Consider the following 17895-nt stretch of genomic DNA (forward strand, 5'->3'; position numbering starts at 1 on the left):
CGGTTAAATTCGCTGTTTTAAGCTACGCTTTTGTCTCAAGCCTATGAAAAAGGCCACAAAATAATGAGGAAAGCAGAATGACGATTATTAAGGGGATAACAGGATCGGCGGTGCTTCTGGCGGCGCTAAGCCTGCCGCTACAGGCCGCAGAGCCGGTTAAGGTGGGTTCCAAAATTGATACCGAGGGCGCGTTGCTCGGCAATATCATTTTGCAGGTACTCGAAAGCCACGGCGTGAAAACGGTCAATAAAGTACAGCTTGGCACCACACCTGTCGTACGCGGTGCCATCACGTCCGGCGAGCTGGATATCTACCCGGAATACACCGGCAACGGGGCATTCTTCTTCAAGGATGAAAACGATCCGGCCTGGAAAAATGCCAAAGCCGGGTACGAAAAAGTCAAAAAGCTGGACGCGGAAAAAAATAAGCTGGTCTGGCTTACGCCGGCACCGGCCAACAACACCTGGACCATCGCGGTGCGTAAAGATATTGCCGAGAAAGGCAAGCTCACCTCGCTTGACGATCTCAGCCGCTACCTGAAAGAGAAGGGCGAGTTTAAGCTCGCGGCCTCGGCAGAGTTTATCGAGCGCGCTGATGCCCTGCCAGCGTTTGAAAAAGCCTATGATTTCAAGCTCGATCAGTCTCAGCTGCTCTCGCTGGCGGGCGGCGACACGGCGGTGACCATTAAGGCGGCGGCGCAGCAAACCTCCGGCGTCAACGCGGCGATGGCCTACGGCACCGACGGCCCGGTCGCGGCGCTTGGTCTGCAAACCCTGACCGACCCGAAAGGCGTTCAGCCCATTTACGCTCCAACCCCGGTCGTGCGCGAGGCGGTGCTGAAAGCCTACCCGGATATTGCGGAATGGCTCAAACCGGTGTTTGAAAAACTGGATGCGAAAACGCTGCAACAGCTGAATGCCAGCATTGCCGTTGAGGGGCTGGATGCCAAAAAGGTGGCTGCCGACTTCCTGAAACAACAAGGGCTTGTGAAGTAACGGGACAAGGCTGTGCCAATAAAATGTCATAACCGCGTCCTGCTGCTGTTGGCCTGTGTGGCCATTGCGGCGGTCGCGTTACCCTTTGTAAATGTCGCGCCAAACCGTCTGGTGTCGGGCGAACCGCGCGCGCTCTGGCAGATCTGGTCATTTACGCCGCTACTGCTGGGCGCGGCGCTGGCGAGTACTGTAGCCTTAGCCTTCTGGCCAGGGCGAGCCGCCCTTTGGCTGACGCTTCTGCTCAGCGAAGCACTGTTTATCGTGCTGTTCTGGAGCGCGGGACAGGCGGCAACGCAGATGGCCTCGGTTGAAAGCCCGCTGGCGCGCACGTCGATTGGCAGCGGGCTGTGGCTGTGGCTGGCACTTTGTCTGCTGGTCTGTAGCGATGCCATTCGCCGTCTCACACCGCTACCCGTCTGGCGCTGGCTGCTGAACGCGCAATTCTGGGTTATCCCTCTGCTGATCCTCTTCAGCGGCGATCTGAATCAACTCTCGCTGTTAAAAGAGTACGCCAACCGCCAGGAGGTGTTTGACAACGCGCTGGCGCAACATCTGACGATCCTGTTCGGGACGCTGATCCCGGCGCTGCTGCTGGGCGTGCCGCTGGGCATCGGGTGCTACCGGCATCCCAGCCGCCAGGGTGCCGTCTTTACCGTGCTCAACGTTATTCAGACCATCCCCTCCGTTGCCCTGTTTGGCCTGCTGATTGCCCCCCTGGCCGGTCTGGTGAAATCCTTCCCTGCGTTGGCCGCGGCAGGCATTGCCGGAACCGGGCTGACGCCTGCCCTTATCGCCCTTGTGCTGTATGCGCTGCTGCCGCTGGTGCGCGGCGTGGTGGCGGGGTTAAGCCAGGTTCCGCCTGACGTGCTGGAAAGCGCCCATGCGATGGGGATGAGTGCGCGCCAGTGTTTCTGGAAAATACAGCTGCCGCTTGCGCTTCCGCTGCTGGTTCGCAGCCTGCGGGTGGTGACGGTGCAAACCGTGGGGATGGCGGTGATTGCCGCGCTGATCGGGGCGGGCGGCTTTGGGGCACTGGTCTTCCAGGGGCTGCTCAGCAGCGCGCTGGATCTGGTGCTGCTGGGCGTTGTGCCGACGATTGCGCTGGCGGTCGTACTGGATGCATTGTTTGCCCTGTGGCTCGCGCTGCTCAGGAGAAGAGCCAATGATTGAATTTCATGATGTGAGTAAAACCTTTGCGGGCCGTCCGGCGGCAAGCCACCTCAATCTGCATTTTGCCGAGGGGGCGTTCTCGGTATTGATCGGGACGTCGGGGTCGGGAAAATCGACGACGCTGAAGATGATCAACCGGCTGGTGGAACATGACAGCGGGACGATTCGCTTTGCCGGAGAGGAGATCCGCAGCCTGCCGGTGCTGGAACTGCGGCGGCGTATGGGCTACGCCATTCAGTCCATCGGCCTGTTTCCCCACTGGACGGTGGCCCAGAACATTGCCACCGTGCTACAGCTGGAAAAATGGTCCCGGGGGAAGATCAATGAGCGTGTCGACGAGCTGATGGCGCTGCTGGGCCTGGACGCGTCGCTTCGCGACCGCTATCCGCACCAGCTTTCCGGCGGACAGCAGCAGCGGGTCGGGGTGGCGCGCGCGCTGGCCGCTAACCCGCAGGTGCTGCTGATGGATGAGCCCTTCGGCGCGCTGGATCCGGTCACCCGCGGCGCACTTCAGGCGGAGATGAGTCGCATCCACCGTATTCTAGGGCGCACCATCGTGCTGGTGACGCATGATATCGACGAAGCGCTGCGGCTGGCCGATCGTCTGATACTGATGGATCACGGCGAAGTCGTCCAGCAGGGTACGCCGCTTGAGCTGTTAACCTCGCCAGCGAATGATTTTGTGCGTGAATTTTTTGGCCGCAGCGAGCTTGGCGTCAGGCTGCTCTCGCTGCGCACCGTCAGGGACTATCTGCGTCCGCAGGATGCGCAAATCGGTGGTGAACCGCTGCACGATGGGATGAGCCTGCGCGATGCCCTGTCGGCGTTTGTCGCCCGGCAGTGCGAGGTGTTACCCGTTGCGGACGGGCAGGGGACGCCATGCGGGACGATCCATTTTCGCGATCTGCTGGCGGGGGAGGTGACGCGTGAAGTGGGTCCGTGATCCGTTACTCTGGCTGACAGGGCTGTTTATCGCCTTACTCTACCTGATGCCGCACAGCGCGGCGCTGTTTAATGCGCTTATTCCCGGGCTGCCGCGCCCGGTGTACCAGCAGGAGAGCTTTGTTAATCTCACCCTGGCGCACTTCTGGCTGGTGGCGGTGTCAAGCGTGATTGCCATCGTGCTGGGCACAGGCGCCGGGATTGCGGTGACGAGACCCGCGGGCAGGGAGTTTCGTCCGCTGGTGGAGACCATCGCCGCAACGGGGCAGACCTTCCCGCCGGTGGCCGTGCTGGCGATTGCCGTGCCGGCGATCGGTTTTGGGCAGGAGCCTGCCATCATTGCGCTGATTTTGTACGGCGTGTTGCCCATTCTGCAAGGGACGCTGGCGGGGATTGCGGCGGTGCCTGCATCGGTGCTGAGCGTAGCGGAAGGGATGGGGATGAGCGCCTGGCAGCGGCTGGTGAAGGTCGAACTGCCGCTGGCCGCACCGGTGATTATCGCCGGCGTGCGAACGTCCGTGATTATCAACATTGGTACGGCAACCATCGCCTCGACGGTCGGAGCCAATACGCTGGGAACGCCGATCATTATCGGGTTAAGCGGGTTTAATACGGCTTACATTATTCAGGGGGCGGTTCTGGTTGCGCTGGCGGCGATTGTGGTGGATCGCCTGTTTGAACGCCTGGCCGGATACCTCAGCCAACACCGCCGCGAACAATAAATGAATAACCTGCAAGCATAACGCCACCGATACCGCTGATGGCCATCAGTGCAAAGAGGGTAATTACGGCCAGTTTCGTTGCCTTCATCATGTGCTCCTGTTGTTAACGGAACAATTATACGGTGAAGCGCAGCTGTTAATGAACCATTAAATGCCGTTACGACGCATTTGGCCCCAGCGAGTAAACGGGATAACCATGTTCGCGCCATTCCGTCAGGAGCTGCTGCTGGGAAGCGGAGGGGACTTCGCCGCACCAGACCAGCAGCGTCTGTCCCTCAAACAGTTCCGGTCTGAGCTGGGCCAGGGAGTGGGCAAGCACGTCAACGCGCCAGCCCTGCTGGGTGGCAATCCAGGCTTCGAGCCACAGCCGGGTGGTATCGTGTACGTTCCAGCCGATCACCAGCGCATCTTTGCTGTTTTTATTCCGCGCTGAGGCAAGACAGACGGAAATATAGTTAATCAGCACGCCATCAAGCATGCTGAGCAGTGCCTGTAAGGTGGTTTGCTGATACTGAAGCCGACGCCGTAGGGGAATAAAAAGATGGGTGATCAAGGTTTGCGCCGGGTAGTCTCGACCCTGTTCTTTGATCCAGCCGCGCAAACGCTGCAAATTGCCACTCTGCAACAGCCTCAGCAGCGTTTCCTGCTGCTCGCGCCAGAGAAGTTGCGTATCTGGATCGTCCTGGCTCAGAAGCGATTTTACCTTGCCGACCTGTACGCCATTGTCGATCCAGCTTTTGATCTCGCGGATCCGGTCAATATCCGCATCGTTAAACAGGCGGTGCCCGCCGTCCGTTCTTTGCGGCTTAAGCAATCCATACCGTCGCTGCCACGCCCGTAGCGTAACGGGATTGATATCACACAGGAGTGCCACTTCACCTATTGTGTAAAGCGCCATTTTCGCCCCCAGGCTTGCGCGTCCCCAGCTTAACTGTAGACCCACTTTGCGGAACCAGGAAGATTTGATTCTTTTTTGTACAAATTATACGAAAGACAGGTTATCTCCGGCAAAAGGTGTGATGGCGGACACGATTTATCGCTTTTTTGGCACGTTTCAAAGAAAGTTAACCGCTATCAGTGTATGTTACGCGTTTTTAGAATGTGCGGTTTGTGAGTATGTACGAGTTTAATCTGGTGCTGCTGTTGCTTCAGCAGATGTGCGTGTTCCTTGTCATCGCCTGGTTGATGAGCAAAACGCGCCTGTTTATCCCGCTGATGCAGGTCACCGTCCGTCTGCCGCACAAATTCCTCTGCTACGTCGTATTTTCCATATTCTGCATTATGGGGACCTGGTTTGGTCTCCATATCGAAGATTCCATCGCCAATACGCGCGCCATCGGCGCGGTAATGGGCGGGCTGCTCGGAGGCCCGGTTGTCGGCGGTCTGGTGGGGTTAACCGGCGGCCTGCACCGCTATTCGATGGGCGGTATGACGGCGCTGAGCTGCATGATCTCCACCATCGTCGAAGGGCTGCTCGGTGGTCTCGTCCACAGCTATATGATTAAGCGCGGTCGCCCGGATAAAGTGTTCAGTCCCTTTACCGCAGGGGCGATTACCTTCGTGGCGGAAATGGCGCAGATGGCGATCATCCTGCTGATCGCGCGCCCGTTTGACGATGCGTTACATCTGGTCAGCAGCATTGCCGCACCGATGATGGTCACCAATACCGTAGGTGCGGCGCTGTTTATGCGCATTCTGCTCGACAAACGCGCCATGTTCGAAAAATACACCTCGGCATTTTCTGCCACCGCCTTAAAAGTTGCGGCGTCGACGGAAGGGATCCTGCGGCAGGGATTCAACGAGGAGAACAGCATGAAGGTGGCGCAGGTGCTGTATAAAGAGCTGGATATCGGAGCCGTGGCGATTACCGATCGCGAGAAGCTGCTGGCGTTTACCGGTACCGGCGACGACCACCATCTGCCGGGCAAACCGATCTCCTCGGCCTATACCCTGCGCGCTATTGAAACGGGTGAAGTGGTGTATGCCGACGGAAATGAAGTGCCGTACCGCTGTTCCCTGCATCCGCAGTGCAAACTCGGCTCTACGCTGGTCATTCCCCTGCGGGGTGAAAACCAGCGCGTCATGGGCACTATTAAGCTTTACGAAGCCAAAAACCGCCTGTTCAGCTCCATCAACCGCACGCTGGGGGAGGGGATCGCCCAGCTGCTTTCGGCGCAAATCCTGGCGGGGCAGTATGAACGGCAAAAAGCGCTGCTGACGCAGTCAGAAATTAAGCTCCTGCACGCTCAGGTGAACCCGCATTTCCTGTTTAACGCGCTCAACACGCTGAAGGCGGTGATCCGCCGCGACAGCGATCAGGCCGCGCAGCTGGTGCAATTTCTCTCGACCTTTTTCCGCAAAAATCTGAAGCGACCCTCGGAGATCGTCACCCTCGCGGACGAGATTGAGCATGTAAACGCCTATCTGCAAATTGAAAAAGCGCGCTTCCAGTCACGTTTACAGGTGTCGTTATCCGTCCCGGACGATCTGGCGTATCAGCATCTTCCGGCCTTTACCCTGCAACCGATTGTAGAAAATGCCATTAAGCATGGGACGTCGCAGCTGCTGGGAAGTGGAGAGATTATGATTTCCGCTTCCCGTTTTAACCACCATCTGGTGCTGGATATTGAAGACAACGCGGGGCTATATGAAGCTTCCGCGTCAGGCGGTCTGGGCATGAGCCTGGTGGATAAACGCCTGCGCGCGCATTTTGGTGACGACTGCGGTATCACCGTCGCCTGTGAGCCAGACCGCTATACCCGAATTACTTTACGATTGCCGCTGGAGGAGAACGCATGTTAAGAGTGCTGATTGTCGATGATGAGCCGTTAGCACGGGAAAACCTGCGTGTTCTGTTGCAGGAGCAGAGTGATATCGAGGTTGTGGCGGAATGTGCCAATGCGATTGAAGGCATCGGTGCGGTGCATAAACTGCGCCCGGACGTGCTGTTCCTCGATATTCAGATGCCGCGCATCAGCGGGCTGGAGATGGTCGGCATGCTCGACCCGGAGCACCGTCCCTATATCGTCTTTCTGACGGCCTTTGATGAGTACGCGGTAAAGGCGTTTGAAGAGCACGCATTTGATTATCTGCTGAAGCCGATTGAAGAGAAACGCCTTGAAAAGACCCTGACCCGCCTGCATCAGGAGCGTACCGTGCAGGACGTGACGCTGCTGCCGGAGCATCAGCAGCCCCTGAAGTTTATACCCTGTACCGGGCACAGCCGGATTTACCTCCTGCAAATGGACGACGTTGCCTTTGTCAGCAGCCGTCTGAGCGGGGTATACGTCACCAGCGCTGAAGGTAACGAAGGCTTTACCGAGCTGACCCTGCGCACGCTGGAGAGCCGCACGCCGCTAATCCGCTGCCATCGTCAGTATCTGGTGAACATGGCGCACCTGAAAGAGATCCGTCTGGAAGATAACGGCCAGGCCGAGCTGGTGTTACGTGCCGGGCAAACCGTTCCCGTCAGTCGTCGCTACCTGAAAAGTTTGAAAGAGGCGATAGGGCTGTAAAACTGGTACACTGCGCGCCATTGCATCATCGACATTCGAAGGCTCTATGCTAAGTAACGATATTCTTCGTAGCCTGCGCTACACCCTGAAAGCGAACAATAATGACATGGTGCGCATTCTTGCGCTCTCCGACATGGAATCCACGTCCGCCGGGTTCGACACCTGGATGACTAAAGAAGATGAAGAAGGTTTTGTTCGCTGCCCGGACATTATTCTGTCGGGCTTTCTGAATGGCCTGATCTACGACAAGCGCGGCAAAGATGAATCTGCGCCTGAGCTGGCGCTGGAGCGTCGGGTGAATAACAACACGGTGCTGAAAAAGCTGCGTATTGCTTTCTCCCTGAAAACTGACGACATTCTGGCGATCATGACCGAGCAGAAATTTCGCGTGTCGATGCCGGAAATCACTGCCATGATGCGCGCCCCGGATCATAAGAATTACCGCGAGTGTGGGGATCAGTTTCTGCGTTATTTCCTGCGTGGGTTGACGCAGCGGGTGCATAACCAGAAGGGGTAATTTTAGCCGGGTGGCGGCTTCGCCTGACCCGGCCTACAAAACCCGTAGGCCCGTGCAAGCGTAGCGCCGCCGGGCAAAAAAAAGCCGGATTCTCATCCGGCTTTTTTATTACTTCACCTGCTGACCCGGCTTCGCGCCTTCGTCAGGGCTTAAAAGGAAGATATCTTTCCCGCCCGGGCCTGCGGCCATCACCATCCCCTCAGAGATGCCGAAGCGCATTTTGCGCGGCGCCAGGTTTGCCACCATCACGGTCTGACGACCAATCAGCACCTGCGGATCGGGATACGCGGAACGAATGCCGGAGAAGACGTTACGCTTCTCGCCGCCCAGATCCAGGGTCAGACGCAGCAGTTTGTCAGAACCTTCCACGAACTCCGCGTTTTCGATCAGCGCCACGCGCAGGTCGACTTTGGCGAAATCATCAAAGGTGATGGTCTCCTGAATCGGATCGTCCGCCAGCGGGCCGGTCACCGGTGCGGCAGCCGCTTTCACCTCTTCTTTGGATGCTTCCACCAGCGCGTCAACCTGCTTCATCTCGATGCGGTTATACAGCGCCTTGAAGGTGTTCACCTTGTGGCCGAGCAGCGGCTGCTGGATGGCATCCCAGGTCAGTTCGGTGTTCAGGAATGCTTCCGCGCGGGCTGCCAGCTGCGGCAGAACCGGCTTCAGCCAGGTCATCAGCACGCGGAACATGTTCAAACCCATGGTGCAGATCGCCTGCAAGTCGGCGTCGCGGCCTTCCTGTTTCGCCACCACCCACGGCGCCTGCTCGTCCACATAGCGGTTGGCCACGTCTGCCAGCGCCATGATTTCGCGAATGGCTTTACCGAATTCACGGCTTTCCCAGGCTTCGGCAACCGCAGCGGCGGCGTCGGTGAAGGTTTTATACAGCTCAGGATCGGCCAGTTCGGCAGAAAGCACGCCGTCAAAGCGTTTGGCGATAAAACCTGCGTTACGGGACGCCAGGTTCACCACCTTGTTGACGATGTCCGCGTTCACGCGCTGTACGAAATCTTCCAGATTCAGGTCGATATCGTCGATGCGGGAAGAGAGCTTCGCGGTGTAGTAGTAGCGCAGGCTGTCCGCGTCAAAGTGGTTCAGCCAGGTGCTGGCCTTAATAAACGTCCCGCGAGATTTAGACATCTTCGCGCCGTTCACCGTTACGTAGCCATGTACGAACAGGTTGGTCGGCTTGCGGAAGTTGCTGCCTTCCAGCATTGCTGGCCAGAACAGGCTGTGGAAGTAAACGATGTCTTTACCGATGAAGTGATACAGCTCGGCATCGGAATCTTTCTTCCAGTATTCGTCGAAGCTTACGGTGTCGCCGCGCTTGTCACACAGATTCTTGAACGACCCCATGTAGCCAATCGGCGCATCAAGCCAGACGTAAAAATATTTGCCCGGCGCGTTCGGGATTTCGAAGCCAAAGTAGGGCGCATCGCGGGAGATATCCCACTGTTGCAGCCCGGATTCGAACCACTCCTGCATTTTGTTCGCGACCTGCTCCTGCAACGCACCGCTTCGGGTCCACGCCTTCAGCATTTCGCTGAACGACGGCAGGTCGAAGAAGAAGTGCTCGGAGTCACGCATTACCGGCGTCGCGCCGGAGACCACGGACTTCGGTTCGATAAGCTCGGTCGGGCTGTAGGTTGCGCCGCACACTTCGCAGTTATCGCCGTACTGGTCCGGGGATTTACATTTCGGACAGGTGCCTTTGACGAAACGGTCCGGCAGGAACATGCCTTTTTCCGGATCGTACAGCTGAGAGATGGTGCGGTTTTTAATGAAACCGTTCTCTTTCAGACGGGTGTAGATCAGCTCTGACAGCTCGCGGTTTTCGTCGCTGTGCGTGGAGTGATAGTTGTCATAGCTGATGTCAAAGCCAGCAAAATCGGTCTGATGCTCCTGACTCATTTCGGCGATCATCTGTTCCGGGGAAATGCCCAGCTGCTGCGCTTTCAGCATGATCGGCGTGCCGTGGGCATCGTCCGCACAGATGAAGTTCACCTCGTGGCCGCGCATTCGCTGGTAACGGACCCAGACATCAGCCTGGATATGCTCCAGCATGTGGCCGAGGTGGATTGAGCCGTTGGCGTACGGCAGGGCGCACGTTACCAGAATTTTTTTCGCGACTTGAGTCATAGTAGGCATTACTTCTTTTAACTGTGAAAAGGGTTTTCGATATTACCAAAAGGGGCATTATTAAGTAAGCACAAACCGCGGCCTTTCAGGTAAACTTGTTTGTCTAAGGTCTTATTCACAAGAACAAAGGAGTCGGGATGAGTTCTCAATCCCAGGCCAAATCACCGGAAGCCTTACGAGCAATGGTCGCCGGGACGCTGGCTAATTTTCAGCATCCAACCCTGAAGCACAATCTCACGACGCTGAAAGCGCTTCATCACGTCGCATGGCTGGACGATACGCTGCACATTGAGCTACAGATGCCGTTCGTCTGGACCAGCGCCTTTGATGCCCTGAAAGAGCAAACCAGCTCTGAGCTGCTGCGCATTACCGGCGCAAAAGCAATTGACTGGAAGCTAAGCCACAGCATCGCCACGCTCAAGCGCGTGAAAAATCAGCCGGGCGTTAACGGCGTGAAGAACATCATCGCCGTCAGCTCGGGCAAGGGCGGGGTGGGTAAATCGTCGACCGCCGTGAACCTGGCGCTTGCGCTGGCGGCTGAAGGGGCGAAAGTCGGCATTCTGGATGCGGATATCTACGGCCCGTCCATTCCAAACATGCTGGGGGCGGAAAACCAGCGTCCAACCTCGCCGGACGGCACCCACATGGCGCCAATCGTGGCGCACGGTCTGGCGACCAACTCCATTGGTTACCTGGTCACGGACGATAACGCAATGGTCTGGCGTGGCCCGATGGCCAGCAAGGCGCTGCTGCAAATGTTGCAGGAGACAATGTGGCCTGACCTCGATTATCTGGTACTGGACATGCCGCCGGGCACCGGTGATATCCAGCTGACGCTGGCGCAGAACATTCCGGTTACCGGCGCCGTCGTGGTCACCACGCCGCAGGATATCGCGCTGATCGACGCCAAAAAAGGCATCGTCATGTTCGAGAAGGTGGAGGTGCCGGTACTGGGTATCGTCGAGAACATGAGCATGCACATTTGCAGCAACTGCGGGCACCATGAGCCTATCTTTGGTACCGGTGGCGCCGAAAAGCTGGCGGCGCAATACCACACGCAACTGCTGGGGCAACTGCCGCTGCATATCACACTGCGTGAAGATCTGGATAGCGGTAAGCCGACGGTGGTCAGCCGTCCGGATAGCGAATTCACGGAAATCTATCGTCAGCTGGCGGGGCGCGTTGCGGCGCAGCTTTACTGGCAGGGCGAAGTCATTCCGGGTGAAATCGCCTTCCGCGCGGTGTAACGCCTCTGCGCGTTAGTGCCGGGTGGCGGCTTCGCCTTACCCGGCCTACCTCGATTTTGTAGGTCAGGTAAGCGTAGCGCCACCTGACTTTACCCAAGCCGATAGTGCATCAAATAATACTCTCCGTCCGGAGAATCTCCCGTCGCCTCAATGTGCCAGCCGTGGCGCTGGTAAAACGCAACCGCCCGCTCATTCTTCACCAGACACTTGAGTGAACCCGTGCTGGTAAACGTCTTCTGCACGTGTTCAAGCAACACATGTCCGACGCCCAGGCTCTGATAGTTCGGATCGACAAACAGGTTGTGCAGAAAATTATCGTTCGTCGAGACTGAGGCAAAGCCAAGTCGGTGCCCATCCTGCTCCGCCACCCAAATCCCTTCGTCCAGGGTTGCCGCGTCAAAATCTTCAAGCTGCCACGCAGAACTGTCCATCCACGGCCAGGCTTCACGTCGGGCGTGAAGGAAGAGCGTGCGCAGGAAAGGGCGATCGCTCTCCTGCCACGGACGGATTAGGATCGTATCAGCGGTGATAGAAAATATCTCCGTTATAGGCTTTGTAGATTTTGCCATCGGCATCGCCAATCAGAACATAATTCTCACCCATGTAGGTCCAGTGTGTGCCGGCATCGGGCGCGGGAAGGTTACGCAGCTGGTACTGTTTGATGGTGTACTCAGGCGTCTGATACTGCGCGGGCGCGGTGTCGCCGATTTTAAACTTCGTAAAATCGGCAATAAACTCTTGCTCTTCATAGGCCTTGATGCCGGAAGGCGCTGTCGATGTTTGCGGTGCAGCGTGCGCGGCCCCCGCCAGTGACAGTAATACACCCAGAAGCAACAATTTACGCTTAGCCATTTTTTCTCCAGTCATATCGTTACTGATACTTTTTGTGTGCAGATCCGCTAACGGATGGCAGACAGTTCATTTTAAGTATCCTCACAGGGTGAGTTTGCAAAAAATGTAACAAAAGTGCACGGTTTTGTGTAGTCGCAACCGTCATTAATTATTACTTCGACGAATAAATATGAGCTTATACAGATAACATAATTATTGGTTTATTAATTAATTCTGAAAAAACATTTTCAAGGCAAATTTACTAAGATTCAGGCATGCATTCAACAAATAGAACATTTAAGATTGCCTGAAACCCTCTTTCCGAATGCCTGATTAAGACAATGCAGGGCTGTAAAAGTCTGTCCAAAGGAATGTCGTGTGGTTTTATAAATACTCTTTGTGGTTCTGTTAATTCATTGAATAACAGCAACTTGTGCTTGAGTGAAATGTTACTGTTTTATCCTGTATACGATAATCACTACTATAAAAGATATTATGTAATAAATGAAAAACACAACAGTTGTATCGATATTATTTTTAATTATTACCCCCTTATCTGGCTGCGTATTTTACCCTGGCCAGCATCTCGATCTCGCTGGGAAAAAGATAATTGCCGCAGAAGATGCAAATGATCGTCTTGAGAAACGGATTGATGTTTATCCTCTTACGCCTTCGTTAATTGAAAAATTGCGGCCATCGGTTTTGAAATCTCAGGCAAATCCTAATCTGGATGAACAGGTCAAAAACTGGGAATACCGTATCGGCGTTGGGGATATTCTGACCGTCACCGTCTGGGATCACCCTGAACTGACAACCCCGGCAGGGCAGTATCGTAGCGCCAGTGACACCGGTAACTGGGTCAATGCCGACGGCACACTTTTCTATCCCTATGTCGGTAAATTGCCGGTGGCTGGCAAAACGGTCGCACGGGTACGCGAGGAGATCACGGCCCGGCTGAACAATGTTATTGAAAGCCCGCAGGTGGATGCAGCGTCGCCTCTTTTCGCTCACAAAAAGCCTATGTGACGGGCGAGGTGGTGAAGTCAGGGCAGCAGGCTATTACCAATATCCCGTTAACGGTCATGGATGCCGTGAACGCCGCTGGGGGGCTCTCTGCCGACGCGGACTGGCGCAATGTCGTGCTGACGCATAATGGGAAGGACACGCGCCTCTCGCTATATGCGCTGATGCAGCATGGCGATCTCACGCAAAATAAGCTGCTCTATCCCGGCGATATTCTGTTTGTCCCCCGTAACGATGCGCTGAAAGTGTTCGTCATGGGCGAGGTCGTTAAACAGAGCACGCTGAAAATGGATCGCAGCGGCATGACCCTGGCCGAAGCGCTGGGCAATGCCGGTGGGCTGAACCAGAATATGGCCGATGCCACCGGAATTTTTGTCATTCGTTCGCTGCCGAAAAGCGAGCGTTCAGAAAAAATTGCCAACCTCTACCAGCTCAATGCTCAGGACGCATCAGCCATGGTGTTAGGCACCGAGTTTCAGCTTGAGCCCTATGACATTGTCTATGTCACCACTGCACCACTGTCCCGCTGGAATCGCGTGATATCACAGCTTGTTCCGACCATCAGCGGGGTGCATGACCTTACCGAAACGGTTCGTTACATCAGATCGTGGCCGCAATAATGTTCAAATCAATACTCGTGGTTTGCACCGGAAATGTCTGCCGTTCTCCGATTGGGGAGCGGCTTTTACGCCAGCACCTGCCCGACAGATATATCGCCTCGGCGGGCATATTCGGGCTTGAAGGGTGCCCGGCGGATGACAGCGCCCAGGACGTAGCCTGGCGGCATGGGATTTCCCTCGACGGTCATGTGGCGCGCAGGCTGACACGCAATTTGATGCAGGGATCCGATCTTATCCTGGTTATGGAGCCGGAACATCTTCGCTTCATTGCGGCCATGGCGCCGGAGATTCGAGGAAAGTCGCTGCTTTTTGGGCAATGGCTGGAGCCGCAGGAGATCCCCGATCCCTACCGTCAAAGCCGGGAAGCGTTTGAATATGTGTTTGGGCTATTGGGTAAAGCCAGTCAGGAATGGGCACGTCGTTTAGGTCAGAAAGGAATGAAGCATTAATGTCGTCTTACACAACAGACAATTATGGTGCAGCGGCACCCCAACAACATGAAGTCGATCTCGTTCGTTTGCTCGTCGAGATGATCGACCACCGCACGATGATTCTGTGCGTGACGTTCCTGTTCATCCTGTGCGCCGGTCTCTATGCCTGGATTGCGCCACCTGTTTATCAGGCGGATGCCATGGTGCAAATTGAAAACAAACAGAATAACAACCTGCTCAAAGGTTTGAGCCAGCTGGGCACCGATGTGTCGCCGGATGTTGCCCCTGAAATTTTACTGCTGAAATCACGCATGATCCTCGGCGAGACCGTTGACAAATTAGCTCTGACACAGCAGGCAAAGCAGCGCGTTTTGCCTGTGGTGGGGCGTCTCTGGCAGCGTCTGCAAGGGCGTGAGCAGGGCAAAATCACGTTAGGCGAACTCCAGATCCCGCAGGTGGAAGGCAAAGCGCAAGAGCTCACGCTGACCGTACAGGAAGCGGGAAAATATCACCTGACGGGCGAAAACATTGAGGCCGACGGCCAGGTTGGGAAAACGCTGGTTACGCAAGGGATCGTTCTGCTGGTGACGTCGATTGAGGCGATGCCAGGCACGCAATTTTCGCTTAAGTCGTTGACGCGGCTTGAGACGATCAACGCGCTGAAGAAGCGTCTCACGGTTGCGGAATCGGAGAAACAGAGCGGTATCGTGACCTTAACCCTGACGGGCGAAGATCCTGACAGCATCGCCCGGGTGCTGAATGCAATTGCTGAAAATTATCTCCAGCAAAATATCGCGCGCCAGGAGGCTCAGGATTCTCGTAGTCTGGATTTTTTACAGGCGCAGTTGCCGAAAATCAGCGCGGACCTTGATCAGGCAGAAGCGCGGCTGAATGCCTACCGGGCGCAGCGAGACTCGGTGGACCTGTCTCTGGAGGCAAAATCTGTCCTGGATCAGGTTGTTAACGTTGAGAATCAGCTAAATGAGCTGACGTTCCGGGAGGCAGAGATCTCCCAGCTCTTTAAAAAGAGTCACCCTACCTATCGTGCATTGCATGAAAAGAGACAGACCCTTGAGCGGGAACGGGAGCGTCTCAATAACCGTGTGTCAGCTATGCCCTCCACGCAGCAGGAGATTTTACGCCTGAGCCGCGATGTTGAGTCGGGTCGCACGATTTATTTACAGCTATTGACGCGCCAGCAGGAGCTGAATATTTCCCGCTCCAGCGCTGTCGGAAACGTGAGGATCATTGATGAGGCTGTTACGCTGCCGGACCCGATAAAGCCGCGTAAAGCGTTAATCATCGTTCTTGGCGCGCTGTTCGGGCTAATGCTCTCAATGGGGACCGTGCTGGTACGTCAGGCGTTCAAACGTGGGATCACGCTTTCCGAACAGCTGGAAGCGCAGGGGATGCCGGTTCTGGCTACGTTGCCACGTTCACAGTGGCTGTGGAGTAAAACGCAGTTGCGCAGAAAAAATCCGTTTTCTCGTCGCTGGAAACACAAAACCTCGGATGTGCCTTTCCTGCCCGTCGATCGCCCTGCTGATATGTTTGTTGAAGCAGTACGCGGGCTGCGGACCAGTCTGCATTTCACCATGATGGAGGCTGAGAACCGCATTGTGATGATTTCTGGCCCCACGCAGGACTGCGGAAAAACGCTGGTGGCGACGAATCTGGCGGCCATCGCCGGGCAGAGCGGTCAGCGGGTGCTGTTTATTGATGCGGATATGCGCCAGGGCTATGTTCATAATATTTTTGGTCTGGAGAACCGCCACGGATTGTCCTGCCTGCTCGAAGGGAAACGCGACTTAGCGGAGGTCATTCAGCATGCTGAAAAAGGGTGAATTGACGTCATCACCTGCGGCCCGGACCCCCTGCGCCCGTTAGAATTGCTGTTAAGCGAACGATTCCTTTCCGTCATGTCCTGGGTTAACGAGCAATATGACATTGTCATCATTGATACTCCGCCGGTCCTGGCCGTCACCGATGCCGCGCTGGTCGCCAGAGCAGCCGGAACAACGCTAATGGTTGCCCGTTTCGATAAAACCAGCGTGAAAGAGATGGAGAATACCGTTAAACGGTTACAGCACGTCGGCGTGAAGGTCAGCGGCACAATCCTCAACGATATTGTTAAATCCGCAGCGCTGTATTACAGCTCGGGGTACAGCCAGTATGAATACGGTTATGCTTCGAGGAAAAAAGGGGAAAGGCGTTAGCGCGGGAAAAACAATCCCTCTCCCGGGTGGGAGAGGGATAAGTATTACTTCGCCATCACTTCCTGCGCGGTACGCTCAACCAGGGACAGCAGGATTTTTACGTCCTCCAGCGTCACGGTTGGGTTCAGCAGGGTCAGCTTCAGGCAGGTGATACCGTTATGCTCGGTCACACCGACGTTTGCACGGCCAGACTCCAGCAGCGCATCGCCAATTTTCTGGTTCAGCAGGGCAATACCGGCGTCATCCATCTGCGCCTGCGGACGGAATCGGAACAGCACGCTTGCCAGCTGGGGTTGCATCACCAGTTCCAGAGCAGACTGCTCTTTCACGTAAGCCGCAACCTGCTGTGCCAGCGTCACGCCGTGATCGATGATTGCCGCGTATTGTTCCTGACCCAGCGCTTCCAGGCTCATCCACAGTTTCAGCGCGTCGAAACGGCGCGTGGTTTGCAGAGATTTGGAGACCAGGTTAGGTACACCAGCTTCTTCATCGAACTCAGAGTTCAGATAGGCCGCCTGATAGCGCATCAGTTCATAGTGACGCGCTTCTTTCAGCAGGAACGCACCGCAGCTGATGGTCTGGAAGAACTGCTTGTGGAAGTCCAGGGTGACGGAATCCACCAGCTCGATACCGTCCAGGTAGTGACGATACTGCTCAGACATCAGCAGCGCGCCGCCCCAGGCCGCATCAACGTGCACCCAGATATTCTGTTTCGCAGCCAGCTCAGCAATAGCACGCAGCGGATCGATAGCACCCGCATCGGTCGTACCGGCCGTGGCCACAATCGCCAGGATCTGCTCGCCGTTCGCGTTGCACTGTTCGATTTTCGCCGCCAGATCGGTGAGATCCATGCGGGAGAATTCGTCAGTTTTCACCTGCACCACGGACTGGTAGCCCAGACCCATCAGCGCCATGTTTTTCTGCACGGAGAAGTGGGCATTTTCCGAACACAGCACGCGGATCTTACGCAGATCGCCTGTCAGACCGTCCTGCTGAACCGAGTGGCCCTGACGCGCAAAGAACGCGTCACGCGCCAGCATCAGCCCCATCAGGTTACTCTGGGTGCCGCCGCTGGTGAAGACGCCTGCGTCGCCAGCCTGATAACCCACGCGGGTACGCAGCCATTCGATCAGTTTGATCTCAATGATGGTTGCGGACGGGCTTTGATCCCAGGAGTCCATACTCTGGTTAGTGGCGTTGATCAGCACTTCCGCCGCCTGGCTAACCACCAGGCTTGGGCAGTGCAGGTGCGCCACGCACTGCGGGTGATGAACGGACAAACTGTCTTTCAGGAAGAACTCCACGGCGCGTTCGATCGCCGCTTCGTTGCCCAGCCCTTTCGGGTTGAAATCCAGCTTAATACGGTCGCGCAGCTCCGCGACCGTTTTGCCCTGGTACATCTCAGGCTGTTTCAGCCACTGCATCACAGCCTGAGTGCTTTGTTCAATCACCTGCTGGTAAGCTTCAATGCTCTGCGCAGAGGAGAACAAAATTGGGTTTGAATCAGACATCGTATTCAACAAC

The 17895-nt window shown here is 56.0% G+C and carries 15 protein-coding genes and 2 pseudogenes; 11 read left to right on the forward strand and 6 right to left on the reverse strand.

Going from position 1 to position 17895, the window contains the following annotated elements; genetic code table 11:
- The first annotated feature begins 77 nt into the window (after positions 1-77).
- Genes SK54_RS09615 through SK54_RS09630 form a run of 4 tightly spaced genes read left to right on the forward strand, consistent with a single transcriptional unit; the run spans position 78 to position 3829 of the window.
- Positions 78-995 carry a glycine betaine ABC transporter substrate-binding protein OsmF gene (locus SK54_RS09615; RefSeq protein WP_015572333.1) on the forward strand — a complete coding sequence of 306 codons (918 nt, stop codon included), beginning with the start codon at positions 78-80 and terminating at the stop codon, positions 993-995.
- Between the two features lie 12 nt (positions 996-1007).
- The gene (locus SK54_RS09620) at positions 1008-2165 is read left to right on the forward strand and encodes an ABC transporter permease (protein ID WP_017383374.1); all 1158 of its coding nucleotides are present in this window, start codon (positions 1008-1010) and stop codon (positions 2163-2165) included.
- Positions 2158-3108, forward strand: a complete 951-nt coding sequence (locus tag SK54_RS09625; RefSeq protein WP_015572334.1) for an ABC transporter ATP-binding protein — start codon at positions 2158-2160, stop codon at positions 3106-3108. Before SK54_RS09620 ends, SK54_RS09625 begins: the two co-directional genes overlap by 8 nt.
- Positions 3092-3829: an ABC transporter permease gene (locus SK54_RS09630; RefSeq protein ID WP_017383373.1), complete on the forward strand. Its 738-nt coding sequence runs from the start codon at positions 3092-3094 to the stop codon at positions 3827-3829. Before SK54_RS09625 ends, SK54_RS09630 begins: the two co-directional genes overlap by 17 nt.
- Here the strand turns inward: SK54_RS09630 and SK54_RS21900 are convergent.
- Positions 3804-3917, reverse strand: a complete 114-nt coding sequence (locus tag SK54_RS21900) for a protein YohO (RefSeq protein ID WP_017383372.1) — start codon at positions 3915-3917, stop codon at positions 3804-3806. The genes SK54_RS09630 and SK54_RS21900 overlap by 26 nt on opposite strands.
- Positions 3918-3986: 69 nt before the next feature.
- Positions 3987-4727 carry an HTH-type transcriptional regulator MlrA gene (gene mlrA, locus SK54_RS09635; protein WP_065118215.1) on the reverse strand — a complete coding sequence of 247 codons (741 nt, stop codon included), beginning with the start codon at positions 4725-4727 and terminating at the stop codon, positions 3987-3989.
- A 218-nt stretch (positions 4728-4945) separates the two neighbouring features.
- Between mlrA and SK54_RS09640 the strand changes: the two genes are divergently transcribed.
- From SK54_RS09640 to SK54_RS09650, 3 genes are read left to right on the forward strand one after another with little or no spacing between them, the layout of a single operon-like run.
- Positions 4946-6631, forward strand: a complete 1686-nt coding sequence (locus tag SK54_RS09640; protein ID WP_017383370.1) for a sensor histidine kinase — start codon at positions 4946-4948, stop codon at positions 6629-6631.
- Entirely contained in the window at positions 6625-7344 is a 720-nt protein-coding gene (gene btsR, locus SK54_RS09645; RefSeq protein ID WP_045327809.1) for a two-component system response regulator BtsR, read from the forward strand. The genes SK54_RS09640 and btsR overlap by 7 nt, the downstream gene beginning before the upstream one ends.
- 46 nt (positions 7345-7390) lie before the next feature.
- Positions 7391-7861: a YehS family protein gene (locus SK54_RS09650; protein ID WP_015572337.1), complete on the forward strand. Its 471-nt coding sequence runs from the start codon at positions 7391-7393 to the stop codon at positions 7859-7861.
- A gap of 108 nt (positions 7862-7969) precedes the next feature.
- On the opposite strand, the gene metG is transcribed toward SK54_RS09650, so the two are convergent.
- Positions 7970-10003 carry a methionine--tRNA ligase gene (metG, locus tag SK54_RS09655; RefSeq protein ID WP_017383368.1) on the reverse strand — a complete coding sequence of 678 codons (2034 nt, stop codon included), beginning with the start codon at positions 10001-10003 and terminating at the stop codon, positions 7970-7972.
- Between the two features lie 137 nt (positions 10004-10140).
- Here metG and apbC point away from each other — a divergent pair, with 137 nt between their 5' ends.
- Complete coding sequence (apbC, locus tag SK54_RS09660; RefSeq protein ID WP_017383367.1) at positions 10141-11250, forward strand: iron-sulfur cluster carrier protein ApbC; 1110 nt, start codon at positions 10141-10143, stop codon at positions 11248-11250.
- Positions 11251-11339: 89 nt separating this feature from the next.
- Here the strand turns inward: apbC and SK54_RS09665 are convergent, their stop codons facing one another.
- On the reverse strand, positions 11340-11819 hold the full coding sequence (locus SK54_RS09665; protein ID WP_032619327.1) for a GNAT family N-acetyltransferase: 480 nt from the start codon (positions 11817-11819) through the stop codon (positions 11340-11342).
- Positions 11770-12102 carry an RcnB family protein gene (locus SK54_RS09670; RefSeq protein ID WP_017383366.1) on the reverse strand — a complete coding sequence of 111 codons (333 nt, stop codon included), beginning with the start codon at positions 12100-12102 and terminating at the stop codon, positions 11770-11772. Before SK54_RS09670 ends, SK54_RS09665 begins: the two co-directional genes overlap by 50 nt.
- A 483-nt stretch (positions 12103-12585) precedes the next feature.
- Between SK54_RS09670 and SK54_RS09675 the strand changes: the two are divergent.
- The 3 genes and pseudogenes from SK54_RS09675 to SK54_RS09685 all read left to right on the forward strand — a co-directional run bounded on the left by SK54_RS09675 (position 12586) and on the right by SK54_RS09685 (position 16371).
- Positions 12586-13724, forward strand: a pseudogene (locus SK54_RS09675) (polysaccharide export protein).
- A complete protein-coding gene (locus tag SK54_RS09680; RefSeq protein WP_017383364.1) occupies positions 13724-14173 on the forward strand; it encodes an arsenate reductase/protein-tyrosine-phosphatase family protein in 450 nt (149 codons plus the stop codon). Before SK54_RS09675 ends, SK54_RS09680 begins: the two are co-directional and overlap by 1 nt.
- Positions 14173-16371 (forward strand): annotated as a pseudogene (locus SK54_RS09685) (polysaccharide biosynthesis tyrosine autokinase). Before SK54_RS09680 ends, SK54_RS09685 begins: the two are co-directional and overlap by 1 nt.
- A gap of 44 nt (positions 16372-16415) precedes the next feature.
- Here SK54_RS09685 and SK54_RS09690 read toward each other — a convergent pair.
- A complete protein-coding gene (locus SK54_RS09690) occupies positions 16416-17882 on the reverse strand; it encodes a pyridoxal phosphate-dependent decarboxylase family protein (RefSeq protein WP_048247090.1) in 1467 nt (488 codons plus the stop codon).
- Positions 17883-17895 lie beyond the last annotated feature (13 nt).

This window comes from Enterobacter sp. MGH120 (assembly GCF_001037725.1).
Classification (GTDB): Bacteria; Pseudomonadota; Gammaproteobacteria; order Enterobacterales; family Enterobacteriaceae; genus Enterobacter; species Enterobacter hormaechei_C.

Bases quoted from the DNA above. Each gene is read 5' to 3' on its own strand.
- SK54_RS09615 (WP_015572333.1), top strand. From the start codon at position 78: ATGACGATTATTAAGGGGATAACAGGATCGGCGGTGCTTCTGGCGGCG.
- SK54_RS09625 (WP_015572334.1), top strand. From the start codon at position 2,158: ATGATTGAATTTCATGATGTGAGTAAAACCTTTGCGGGCCGTCCGGCG.
- SK54_RS21900 (WP_017383372.1), bottom strand. From the start codon at position 3,917: ATGAAGGCAACGAAACTGGCCGTAATTACCCTCTTTGCACTGATGGCC.
- mlrA (WP_065118215.1), bottom strand. From the start codon at position 4,727: ATGGCGCTTTACACAATAGGTGAAGTGGCACTCCTGTGTGATATCAAT.
- SK54_RS09640 (WP_017383370.1), top strand. From the start codon at position 4,946: ATGTACGAGTTTAATCTGGTGCTGCTGTTGCTTCAGCAGATGTGCGTG.
- btsR (WP_045327809.1), top strand. From the start codon at position 6,625: ATGTTAAGAGTGCTGATTGTCGATGATGAGCCGTTAGCACGGGAAAAC.
- SK54_RS09650 (WP_015572337.1), top strand. From the start codon at position 7,391: ATGCTAAGTAACGATATTCTTCGTAGCCTGCGCTACACCCTGAAAGCG.
- metG (WP_017383368.1), bottom strand. From the start codon at position 10,003: ATGACTCAAGTCGCGAAAAAAATTCTGGTAACGTGCGCCCTGCCGTAC.
- apbC (WP_017383367.1), top strand. From the start codon at position 10,141: ATGAGTTCTCAATCCCAGGCCAAATCACCGGAAGCCTTACGAGCAATG.
- SK54_RS09665 (WP_032619327.1), bottom strand. From the start codon at position 11,819: ATGGCAAAATCTACAAAGCCTATAACGGAGATATTTTCTATCACCGCT.
- SK54_RS09670 (WP_017383366.1), bottom strand. From the start codon at position 12,102: ATGGCTAAGCGTAAATTGTTGCTTCTGGGTGTATTACTGTCACTGGCG.
- SK54_RS09680 (WP_017383364.1), top strand. From the start codon at position 13,724: ATGTTCAAATCAATACTCGTGGTTTGCACCGGAAATGTCTGCCGTTCT.
- SK54_RS09690 (WP_048247090.1), bottom strand. From the start codon at position 17,882: ATGTCTGATTCAAACCCAATTTTGTTCTCCTCTGCGCAGAGCATTGAA.